This window comes from Geobacter argillaceus (assembly GCF_007830735.1).
GTDB lineage: Bacteria > Desulfobacterota > Desulfuromonadia > Geobacterales > DSM-12255 > Geomobilibacter > Geomobilibacter argillaceus.
This window is the reverse complement of record NZ_VLLN01000049.1, coordinates 1-10,832: the sequence shown is the minus strand read 5'-3', so window position 1 is coordinate 10,832 and position 10,832 is coordinate 1. Positions and strand designations below refer to the sequence as shown.

At 59.4% G+C, this 10,832-nt stretch carries 11 protein-coding genes; all 11 read left to right on the top strand.

What is annotated here, in order from left to right:
* A partial coding sequence (locus JN12_RS19965; RefSeq protein ID WP_145026199.1) for a 3-hydroxyacyl-CoA dehydrogenase family protein occupies positions 1-450 on the top strand: 450 nt, incomplete at its 5' end.
* Between the two features lie 48 nt (positions 451-498).
* Positions 499-1,812 carry an acetyl-CoA hydrolase/transferase family protein gene (locus tag JN12_RS19960; protein WP_145026196.1) on the top strand — a complete coding sequence of 438 codons (1,314 nt, stop codon included), beginning with the start codon at positions 499-501 and terminating at the stop codon, positions 1,810-1,812.
* Positions 1,813-1,864: 52 nt separating this feature from the next.
* A complete protein-coding gene (locus JN12_RS19955) occupies positions 1,865-3,208 on the top strand; it encodes a phenylacetate--CoA ligase family protein (RefSeq protein WP_145026193.1) in 1,344 nt (447 codons plus the stop codon).
* Between the two features lie 215 nt (positions 3,209-3,423).
* On the top strand, positions 3,424-5,169 hold the full coding sequence (iorA, locus tag JN12_RS19950) for an indolepyruvate ferredoxin oxidoreductase subunit alpha (RefSeq protein WP_145026190.1): 1,746 nt from the start codon (positions 3,424-3,426) through the stop codon (positions 5,167-5,169).
* Positions 5,170-5,184: 15 nt separating this feature from the next.
* Positions 5,185-5,760 (top strand): indolepyruvate oxidoreductase subunit beta, encoded by a 576-nt coding sequence (locus tag JN12_RS19945; RefSeq protein ID WP_145026187.1) that lies wholly within the window; start codon positions 5,185-5,187, stop codon positions 5,758-5,760.
* Positions 5,761-5,992: 232 nt separating this feature from the next.
* Positions 5,993-6,448: an amino acid-binding protein gene (locus JN12_RS19940; RefSeq protein WP_145026184.1), complete on the top strand. Its 456-nt coding sequence runs from the start codon at positions 5,993-5,995 to the stop codon at positions 6,446-6,448.
* Positions 6,449-6,470: 22 nt separating this feature from the next.
* Positions 6,471-7,430: a ketopantoate reductase family protein gene (locus JN12_RS19935; protein ID WP_145026181.1), complete on the top strand. Its 960-nt coding sequence runs from the start codon at positions 6,471-6,473 to the stop codon at positions 7,428-7,430.
* Between the two features lie 20 nt (positions 7,431-7,450).
* Positions 7,451-7,897, top strand: coding sequence for an amino acid-binding protein (locus JN12_RS19930; protein WP_145026178.1), 447 nt, complete (start codon positions 7,451-7,453; stop codon positions 7,895-7,897).
* Between the two features lie 84 nt (positions 7,898-7,981).
* Positions 7,982-8,926 carry a ketopantoate reductase family protein gene (locus tag JN12_RS19925; protein ID WP_145026175.1) on the top strand — a complete coding sequence of 315 codons (945 nt, stop codon included), beginning with the start codon at positions 7,982-7,984 and terminating at the stop codon, positions 8,924-8,926.
* Between the two features lie 305 nt (positions 8,927-9,231).
* Entirely contained in the window at positions 9,232-10,371 is a 1,140-nt protein-coding gene (locus JN12_RS19920) for an ABC transporter substrate-binding protein (protein WP_145026170.1), read from the top strand.
* Positions 10,372-10,421: 50 nt separating this feature from the next.
* Positions 10,422-10,832, top strand: a 411-nt coding sequence (locus JN12_RS19915) for a branched-chain amino acid ABC transporter permease (RefSeq protein ID WP_145026168.1), incomplete at its 3' end; no start/stop codon positions are given.

Below are 10,832 nucleotides of genomic sequence, written 5' to 3'. Positions count from 1 at the left end.
GGGATGCACTTCTTCAACCCGGTGCCGATGATGAAACTGGTCGAGGTCATCCCGGCCCTGCAGACCGCGGTGGAGACCAAGGACCTGGCCCTGGCCATGGCGAAGAAGATCGGCAAGACCGCCATCACCTGCAAGGACACCCCCGGCTTCGTGGTCAACCGGCTGTTCGTCCCCTACATCATCGACGCCGTGCGGCTCCTGGAGGAAGGGGTGGCCTCGGCCGAGGACATCGACACCGCCATGAAACTGGGGTGCAACATGCCGATGGGGCCGCTGGAGTTCCAGGACTTTGCCGGCGTGGACATCGGGTACCACGTCATCAACATCTTCCACGACTACATGAAGCAGGAGCGCTTCGCCGCTCCCGGCCTCTTGAGGAACATGATCAAGGCCGGTTACGTGGGACGCAAAGCAGGCAAAGGTTTCTACGACTACTCGGAAGAGAAGTAGGGCGCCAACTCCACCCGGAACGGGCGGGATTAATGAAAAGGTGAGACCATGCTGAACTGGCAAGATAGCTACAATTCACGGGTGACGACTCCGGACGAGGCTGTCAAGTCGATCAAGTCCGGAGACCGGTTGTTCCTGACCGGCAACGCCTCGGTGCCGCTGCACCTGCTGGATGCGCTGGTGAGACGCGCCCCGGAACTGGAAGACGTCGAGATCTGTCACCCGCTGGCCATCTGCCCTTCGGATTATGTCTCTCCCGAGATGGCAGGGCATCTGCGGGTCAATACGATGTTCATCAGCGCCAATGTCCGCAAGGCCGTCAATGAAGGTCGCGCCGATTTCACGCCGGTCATGCTGTCCGAATTTCCCCTTTTGTTCAAGAACGGCCACCTGCCGCTGGATGTAGCGCTGATCCATGTTTCGCCGCCCGATGAGAACGGATTCTGTTCCCTGGGGGCGGAGTCGGGACTGACCATATCGGCCGCTGAAGTCGCCAAAACCGTCATTGCCCAGGTCAACAAACAGATGCCGCGCACGCTGGGCGATACCTTTATGCACGTTGACCGGATGCATCACATCGTGCCCCTGGACTGCCCGATCAGCGAGCATGCCATGGGCGAAGAGGCCGATCAGGAGGTGGTGGAAAAGATCGCTGCCAACATTGCCGACCTGATCCCCGACGGCGCGACCATGCAACTGGGGATCGGTGCCATTCCCGACGCCGTGCTCAAGCATCTGTACAGCAAAAAGGACCTGGGCATCCATTCCGAACTGATCTCCGACGGGGTTGTCGACCTGGTGGAGGCGGGGGTGGTGAACTGTTCCCGCAAGACCCTCCATCATGGCAAGATCATCTGCGGGTTCCTCCTGGGCACCAAACGTCTCTATGACTGGGCGAACAACAACCCGATGATCGAACTGCACCGCACCGAGTACGTCAACGACCCGTTCGTGGTGGCGCAGAACGACCGGCAGGTGGCGATAAACGCCGCCATCGAGGTGGATCTCACCGGCCAGGTCTGTGCCGACAGCATCGGCCCCAGGATGTATTCGGCCGTGGGGGGGCAGCTGGACTTCATCTATGGCGCATCCCGCTCCAGAGGGGGGGTGCCGATCATCGCCATGCCGAGCAGTTCCGTCCTCAGGGACGGGACCGTTATCAGCAAGATCGTGCCGATGCTGAAACATGGCGCCGGTGTGGTAACCAGCCGCAACCATGTCCACTATGTGGCAACGGAGTACGGGGTGGCGGAACTGTACGGCAAGAGCGTCCGCCAGCGCGCCCAGGCGCTCATCAACATTGCGGCCCCGCAATTCCGCGACGAAATCACCAGGCAGGCCAGGGAGCTGAACTACCTGTAACGGAAGAGACCGATTGAACGCGACATCACACTGAATAGATCGAGGTGAGACCATGGTCTGGAATAAGGACGAGACATGCAGCCGTAGCGAGATGCAGAGCATTCAGCTCGGCAGACTGCAGAAAACCGTCAGCTATGTGTATGAGAAAAATCCGGTTTACAAAAAAAGGCTCGACGAAGCGGGAGTGAAGCCGGGCGACATCAGGTCGCTGGACGATATAAGGAGACTCCCCTTTACCGTCAAGGACGACCTGAGGGATAACTATCCCTTCAATATGTTCACCGCCCACCGGGATGATGTGGTGGAATATCATGCCACCTCCGGGACAACCGGGAAACCGATCGTGGTCGGCTACACCCGAAATGATATCGAGACTTGGTCCGAAGTCATGGCCCGGTGTCTGACCAGTGCCGGCATCACCAGCAAGGATGTCCTGCAGAACATCTATGGTTACGGACTCTTTACCGGCGGTGTGGGTGCCCACTACGGCGGGGTACGGATCGGTGCGTCGGTCATTCCGATCTCGGGCGGCAATACCCAGAAACAGATCATGCTGATGCAGGATTTCGGCACCACGGCCCTCACGGTAACCCCCTCTTTCCTGATGTATATCCATGAAGTGGGCGTCGAGATGGGAGTCGATTTCAAAAAGCTGAATCTCCGTACTGCGGTATTGGGCGCGGAGTTCTGGACCGAGGAGATGCGCGGGAAGATCCAGGAAAATTTCGGGATCAAGGCCTGCGACATTTACGGACTCTCCGAGATCATCGGCCCGGGCGTTGCCTGCGAATGTCACGAAGCGCGTAATGGCCTGCATATCAATGAGGATTATTTCTACCCTGAAATTATTAACCCGGCAACCGGTGAGGTGCTCCCGATCGGCGATGAAGGCGAGCTGGTCTTCACCAATATCGCCAATGAAGGACAGCCTTTGCTGCGTTACCGTACCAAGGACATTACCCGGCTGTCTCTTGAACCCTGCGCGTGTGGTCGCACATTGATCAAGATGAAGAAAGTGACGGGGCGCTCCGACGACATGCTGATCATCCGGGGGGTGAACTTCTTCCCCTCCCAGATTGAATCGATTGTTCTCCAGCACCACGGCGTCACGCCCAACTACCTGGTTGTGGTCGACCGTCAGGGAGCCCTGGACGAGGTTGAAGTCCAGGTCGAGGTAATCGACCAGTATGCCTACAAGTATGTCGGGGAAACGTTCAAGATAAGCGATCACCAACGGGTAACCGATGACGTGGCGACCCGGGAAATAAAGATGAATCTTGAAAAGGATATCAAGGACATCATCGGCATAACGGTCACGGTCACCCTGGTTGCCCCCGGTTCAATCCCGCGCAGCGAAGGCAAGGCCAAGCGGTACATCGACAACCGGCCGAAATAGCGTACGTCCCGTAGGGACAGAATGCCTGTAGCCCGGCGATTTATCGCCGGGATTCAAGCCATATGTTCTTTCGTCACGTACGTGACTGAAGAATTAGTCCCCCACACCGGGGGATTAATCCCCCGGTTACAGGCATTCTGTCCCGATGGGACGAAAACCAAATGTGACACGTTGAACTGTTTTCGAGCAAACGATCTATTGAAAGGGTGGTGTACATGAAGAAGATAATATCTGGAAACGAAGCTATCGCTTTGAGTTTTGGTGATTCGGGCGGCGTTTTTGCCTCCGGCTACCCCGGAACCCCGAGCACCGAAACCCTGGAAGAGGTGGCCCGTCTGGGTGAGGTCTACTGCGAGTGGGCACCCAACGAGAAGGTTGCCCTGGAGGCGGCCATCGGCGCCTCCATCGCCGGCGGCCGGAGCCTGTCCACCATGAAGCATGTGGGGGTGAACGTGGCCGCCGATGCGCTGATGACCCTCACCTATACCGGTGTCAACGCCGGCCTGATCCTGATGGTGGCCGACGACCCGGGGATGCACTCCTCCCAGAACGAGCAGGACAGCCGCAACTACGCGAAATTCGCCAAGGTGCCGATGCTGGACCCGGCCGACTCCCAGGAGGCGTACGACTTTGTCCGGGCCGGGTTCGAGATCTCCGAGCAGTTCGACACGCCGGTGATGCTCCGCACCACCACCCGGATCTCCCATGCCAAGGGGGTGGTGGAGCAAACGGCAAAGATCGAGCCGCAGGTCGGCGAGTGGGTCAGGAACGTCCCCAAGTACGTCATGCTCCCCAACTTCGGCAAGATCAAGCATCTGGAGGTGGAAGCGCGGCTGCTCAAGCTGCAGGCGTTTGCCGAAACCTCGCCCCTCAACCGGGTGGAGATGGGGGACAAGGAACTGGGGATCATCACCTCAGGCGTCTCGTACCAGCATGTCAAAGAGGCCTATCCGAACGCCTCGGTGCTCAAGCTCGGCTTGGTCCATCCGCTGCCGATGAACAAGATCCGCGAGTTTGCGGGGAGTGTCAAGCGGCTGATGATCGTCGAGGAGATGGACGCCATCTTCGAGGAGCAGATCCGGGCCGCAGGCGTCCGGGTCGACATCGGCAAGGACCGGATTTCCCTCTGCGGCGAGGTCAGCGCCGACATCGTCCGCGCTGCGGCCGGCGACGCCGTAGCAGAGAGCGCCGCGCCTGTCGAGGGGCTTCCCCAGCGCCCCCCCACCTTCTGCCCGGGCTGCGCCCACCGCGGCCTCTTCTCCATCCTGAGCAAGCTCAAGGCGTTCGTTTCCGGCGACATCGGCTGCTACACCTTAGGTGCTCTCCCCCCCATGAGCGCCATGCATTCCACCATCTGCATGGGGGCGAGCATCAGCGCGGCCCACGGCATGGCCAAGGTCAACGAGATCGCCGGCCGGACCGAGAAGCCGGTGGCGGTCATCGGCGACTCCACCTTCTTCCATTCCGGGATCACCGGCCTGTTGAGCATGGCCTACAACAAGAGCAACGCCCTGGTCATCATCATGGACAACCGGACCACCGGGATGACCGGCGGCCAGGAGAACCCCGGCTCCGGCCGGGTCCTGCAGGGCGAGCCGGCCGGGCAGGTGAACATCAAGGATCTCGTCAAGGTGCTCGGTGTGGAACATGTGGTGGAGATCAACACCTACGACCTGGCAGCCACCGAGGCCGCCATAAAGAAAGGGCTGGAGACCCCCGGCCCCTACGTGCTCATCGACAAGAACCCCTGCATCCTGCGCTACCGGGTGAAAAAACCGACCATTACCGTCCAGCAGGACAAATGCACCGGCTGTCGGGCCTGTCTCAAGGCCGCCTGCGTGGCGCTCGGGCTCACCGCCGCCGGCGACGACAAGCCGAAGGTCCGGATCGATCCCAACATCTGCAACGGCTGCGGCGTCTGCTCACAGCTCTGTAAATTCGACGCAATGTCCGAAGCCTGAGGAGGGGAGGAAATAATGAACGTGTTCAACATAGTAATCGCGGGAGTTGGCGGCCAGGGGGTGCTGATGGCCTCCAAGGTGCTCGCCGAAAGCGCCCTCAAGAGCGGCATGGATGTCAAGCAGAACGAGGTCCACGGCATGGCCCAGCGCGGGGGCAGCGTCATCTCCTTTGTCCGGATCGGCGACAAGGTCAGCTCCCCGGTGGTCATGCCCGGCACTGCCGACATCCTCATCTCCTTCGAGCCGCTGGAGGCGCTGCGTTACCTCCACTACCTCAAACCCGGCGGGAAGGTCGTCTACAACCGGGTCACCATCAACCCGAGCACCGTGGCCTCAGGCCTCGCGACCTATCCGACCGATGTGGAGGAGCAGATCACGGGGCGGTGCAAAAACGCCCACGGTATCGAGGCCCTCTCCATCGCCCATGAAGCGGGCAATGCCAAGGCGGTCAACATGGTCATGGTCGGCTCGGTCATGAAGGGTCTCCCCCTGGAGTCCGGTGTCATCGAGGGGGTCGTGGCGGAGCTGTCCCAGGGCAAAGGGGTCGACGTCAACCTGAAGGCGCTCCGCGGGGGCGTTGCCGCTGCCTGAGCCGCTTCGGCCGGCTCTGGGCACTGCCGGCAGTTGGAGTTATCCGCAGAGAGCCGTTGGGCGCTGTTTCGTGATGGCTCCAGGCGAAATGGAGCAAAAGCAGTCGATCCTGTTTGAGCCCGTAGGGCGAGTTGATCGACTGCGCGGAATGAGCCTTGGAGCCATAGAAACAGCGACTCTGACGAACGAAGGATAGCTCCAACTGCCGAATCCGGAACACTGGGAGGTTCCCATGAAGCTGAAGCAATTATCCGTATTTCTCGAAAACTCACCCGGTCGCCTCTACGAGGCAACCCATGCCCTCGGCGAGGTGGGGATCAACCTGCGCTCCTTAAGCATCTGCGACACCGCCGGCTTCGGGGTGCTGCGCATCCTCGTGTCGGATGTGGTCAAGGCCCGCCGGGTGATCATGGAAAAGCAGCTGCCGGCACGGGTCGACGATGTCGTTGCCATCGAGATCGACGATACCCCCGGCAGCCTGGCCAACAGCGTACTCAAGCTGTTCCTGGAAAACAGGGTGAACGTGGACTACATGTATGCCCTGGCCGGCACCGGCAGCTCGGGAAAGGCGGTGATGGTCTTCCGCTTCAGTGACAACGATCAGGCGATCGCTCTGTTGCAGAAGAACGGCATCAAGATCCTCGATGCCGAGTCGTTCGGTATCCACGACAATCCGGGCCAGATTTAGCCGGCTTCAAGGAGTCAGTGCCATGAAGGAAGAGAGCAGTTACAAACCAACAAAATTCGCGGTCATCGGCGCCGGGCCGGTCGGCGCGATCGTCGCTGCCTTCCTGGCAAAGGGCGGCTATGAGGTCACCCTCTGCGACGTCATCCCGGCCCTGCTGGAACCGGCCCTGAACCCCGGCATCATCCTCGAGGGGGCCGACAACCTCCAGGCAAAGGTGGCCAGGGTCACCACCAGCGTGGATGACCTTGTCCTCGATCCGCCCGACGTCATCGTGGTCACCGTCAAGGCCACGGCCCTGCCGTTGATCGCCTCCGCCCTGGAAGGGTTCGTGGCCGAGGGGCGGTATGTGATCAGCTGGCAAAACGGCATCGACACCGAACTGGTCCTGGCGGAGCACCTCGGCCGCAAGGCGGTCATGCGGGGGGTCGTGAACTACGGCTGCGTGCCGCTGGCGCCGGCCCATGTCCGGATCGCCTTCCACCACCGCCCCCACTTCATCCAGGAGCTCGACCCGGCGTCACGGGAGGCGGCCATCGGCATCTGCAACGTCTTCACCGAGTGCGGCCTGGAGACCCGGCATACCGAGCAGATCACCGACAAGGTCTGGCGCAAGACGGTCATGAACTCCTGCATGAACGCCATCTGCGCCGTCACCGGCAAGACCATGATCGAGATCATCATCGACCCGATCCTCTTCAACCTGGTGGATGCCCTGATCAAGGAAGGGGTCGCCGTGGCCCGGGCCAACGAGTTCTCGCTCGGTTCGGACTTCTACCCCTACTGCGTCAACTACATCAAGAACGCCGGCAACCATAAGCCGTCCATGCTGCAGGACATCGAGGCGGGCCGCAGGACCGAGGTTGACTACATCAACGGCAAGATCGTCGAATACGGTGCCCAGGCCGGGATGCCCACGCCGTACAACACCATGATCCACGGTCTCGTCAAGGCGCTGGAATCGAAGCAACGCCCCGCAGCCTGAAACTGACAAGGGAGAACCCCATGAAACTGAAACAGCTCTCCATCTTTCTGGAAAACGCGCCCGGCCGCCTCTACGAGGTAACCAAGGCGTTCGGCGCTGCCGGCATCAACCTGCGGGCCCACTGCATCTGCGACAGCTCCCACGACTTCGGCGTCCTCAGGATACTGGTCTCCGACATTGACACCGCCCGCCGCATCATGATGGAGAAATATGTCCCTGCCCGCGTCGACGATGTGGTTGCCATCGAGATCGACGATACGCCGGGCAGCCTTTCGCAGGTGCTGGAGCTGTTTCTCGGCACCAGGGTGAATGTGGAATACATGTACGCCGTAGCCGGGGCCACCTTCGGCAAGGCAGTGATGATCTTCTGCTTCAACGATATCGACCTGGCGATCGAGGCGTTGCGGGCAAACGGTGTGACTCTGCTGGATGCCGAGGCCTTCGGCATTCTCGATACAAAGGGGTAGCCGTTCAGCGTTCTGTATCCTATCCAGTGTCGGCAGTCACCGGAGGGGATCCGGCCGGTCGTGCAGATGGTTCAAGGAGCGTATATGAATAGTGAGAGCAGCTACAAGCCAAAGAAGTTCGCAGTCATCGGCGCCGGGCCGGTGGGAGGGATCGTTGCCGCCTTTCTCGCCAGGGGTGGGTATGACGTGACACTGTGCGATGTCGTGCCGAGCCTCCTGGAGCCGGCCCTTAATCCGGGGATACTCCTTGAGGGGGCCGATAACTTCCAGGCCAGGGTGACAAGGATCATTACCCGCGTCGACGACCTCGCCGCAGACCCGCCCGATGTCGTCTTCGTCACCGTCAAGGCCACGGCCCTGCCGCTCCTTGCCTCCGTGCTGGAAAAGTTTGTCAGTGAAGGTCGCTACTTCGTCAGCTGGCAAAACGGCATCGACACCGAGCGGGTCCTGTCGCAGAGCCTCGGCGTCAAATCGGTAATGCGGGCCGTGGTCAATTTCGGCAGCGTACCGGTGGGACCCAGCCATATCAGATTGGCGTTCCACCATCGTCCCCATTTTCTCCAGGAACTGGACCCCGCCTCCAAGGAGGCGGCGATCGGCATCTGCAACGTGCTCACCGAGTGCGGACTTGATACCCACCACACCGACCAGATCCGCAACATGGTCTGGAGCAAGGCGGTCAACAACTCCTGCATGAATCCGGTCTGCGCCATAACCGGCAAGACCATGTTCGAGGTCATGAACGATCCCATCCTCGTCAACCTGGTGGACTCGCTCCTGAAGGAGGGGGTAGCGGTTGCCCGGGCCAACGAATTCGCCCTTGGTCCGGATTACTATCCCTTCTGCGTCGACTACATCAAGGATGCCGGCCACCACAAGCCGTCCATGCTGCAGGATATCGAGGCGGGCCGCCGGACCGAGGTCGACTTCATCAACGGCAAGATCATCGAATACGGCGCCCGCGCCGGCATGCCCACCCCGTACAACACCACGCTCCGCGCCCTTGTAAAGGCGCTCGAACCCAAATAATCGGCTTGGCCCCACTGACCGTTCTCAGTGGGTGTTTTTTAGCCCAAAACATAAAGTAGAACAATATTTTGCTAATGTTGAATATTTTATTTTTTAAATAGCGCAACATGCTGACTATGCAGCCAGTTACACATATAACATTATGTTGCAAAAAATTAAAGAAGGGGGCGGCTAGAGAAAGCAGTATCGGGGTAGAAGGTTAATCCGTAGGTAAACATCTCTATAAGGGGGAAATCATGCCATTACGCGAAACCGTCACCGGGTCTGGAAGCATTGGCAAAGAAAATAATCGAGCGGAGGGTCTCATGAAAACAATCCAGGTAGTTTGCTGCATCATCTTTTTGTGTCTTGCCTGTTCGACCGTATCGTTTGCCGCAGATACGATCAAAATCGGCGCACTGTTCTCAGTGACCGGGCCGGCATCCTTCCTGGGCGCACCGGAGCGCAATACAGCCCAAATGGTGGTGGATGAGATCAACAAGGCAGGTGGGGTCAAAGGGCGCAAGCTGGAACTGATTGTGTACGACACTGCCGGAGATGCCACCAAGGCGGTGCAACTGGCCACCAGGCTGATCAAGAATGACAAGGTTGTCGCCATTGTCGGCCCCAGCACATCCGGCGAGAGCATGGCTGTGATCCCGGTGGTCGAGAAGGAGCAGATCCCGCTGATTTCTTGTGCAGCCAGTGTCAAGATTACCGAGCCGGTTAAGAAGTGGGTCTTCAAGACCCCCCAGAATGATGCCCTGGCTGTAGCAAAGATCTATGAGCATCTGCAAAAAACCAGACAGACCAACGTGGCACTATTGACCGTCTCGGACGGCTTTGGGGCGTCCGGCCGCGAACAGCTCAAGGCCCTGGCGGGGAAATACGGCATCAAAATCGTATCCGACGACACCTATGGCCCCAAGGATACGGATATGACGGCCCAGTTGACAAAAATCCGCGGTTCCCAGGCCCAGGCCGTGATCTGCTGGGGTACCAATCCCGGTCCGGCGATCATCGCAAAAAATGTTCGCCAGCTCGGTATCAAGACGCCGCTCTATATGAGCCACGGGGTCTCTTCCAAAAAATTCATCGAACTGGCCGGTGATGCCGCCGAGGGGCTCAGGCTGCCATCCGGCAGGGCATTGGTGGCGGACATGCTCCCTGCCTCCGACCCGCAGAAAAAATCTTTGCTGGCCTTTCTCAAAGACTATCAGAACCACTTCAAGGCCGAGGCCGACACCTTTGGCGGGCATGCCTGGGATTCGATCATGTTGATTAAAAATGCCGTTGAGAAGGGTGCCAACAGCCCGGCAACCATTCGTGACCAGTTGGAGAAGACCAGGCACTTCTCCGGTATCAGCGGGGTATTCAATTATTCGGAAAGCGATCATGCCGGACTGACCAAGGATGCATTCGTAATGATAGAGATCAAGAACAAAGACTGGGCGCTGTTGAAATAGCTGTCAGCCACGGTTCGCCGTGCATTACCGAGTTTAATCCGGAGCACATCATGCAGTTTGACCAGGTACTGCAATACGCACTTTCCGGCCTGTCGACCGGGGCGATCTACGCCCTGATCGGCATCGGGTTTTCGATCATCTACAACGCCACCGGCATCATCAACTTCGCCCAGGGTGAATTCGTCATGCTGGGCGGCATGCTGACGCTCTTTTTTCTGGAGGTTCTCAACCTGCCGATCTGGGCGGCCATCCCCTGTGCCATAGCGGCAGCCACCGTAGGCGGGATTTTGTTCGAACGGCTCGCCATCAGACCGCTGCGGCAGGCAACCCCGATCAACCTGGTCATCATCACCATTGGCGGCAGTATCCTGATCCGCGGTCTGGCCATGCTGCTCTGGGGGAAAGATACCCACGCCATTCCGCCCTTTTCCGGTGATGAGCCGATCGCCATCGGCGGGGCT

Bases quoted from the DNA above. Each gene is read 5' to 3' on its own strand.
- iorA (WP_145026190.1), top strand. From the start codon at position 3,424: ATGAAGAAGATAATATCTGGAAACGAAGCTATCGCTTTGAGTTTTGGT.
- JN12_RS19940 (WP_145026184.1), top strand. From the start codon at position 5,993: ATGAAGCTGAAGCAATTATCCGTATTTCTCGAAAACTCACCCGGTCGC.
- JN12_RS19925 (WP_145026175.1), top strand. From the start codon at position 7,982: ATGAATAGTGAGAGCAGCTACAAGCCAAAGAAGTTCGCAGTCATCGGC.
- JN12_RS19930 (WP_145026178.1), top strand. From the start codon at position 7,451: ATGAAACTGAAACAGCTCTCCATCTTTCTGGAAAACGCGCCCGGCCGC.
- JN12_RS19945 (WP_145026187.1), top strand. From the start codon at position 5,185: ATGAACGTGTTCAACATAGTAATCGCGGGAGTTGGCGGCCAGGGGGTG.
- JN12_RS19935 (WP_145026181.1), top strand. From the start codon at position 6,471: ATGAAGGAAGAGAGCAGTTACAAACCAACAAAATTCGCGGTCATCGGC.
- JN12_RS19955 (WP_145026193.1), top strand. From the start codon at position 1,865: ATGGTCTGGAATAAGGACGAGACATGCAGCCGTAGCGAGATGCAGAGC.
- JN12_RS19920 (WP_145026170.1), top strand. From the start codon at position 9,232: ATGAAAACAATCCAGGTAGTTTGCTGCATCATCTTTTTGTGTCTTGCC.
- JN12_RS19960 (WP_145026196.1), top strand. From the start codon at position 499: ATGCTGAACTGGCAAGATAGCTACAATTCACGGGTGACGACTCCGGAC.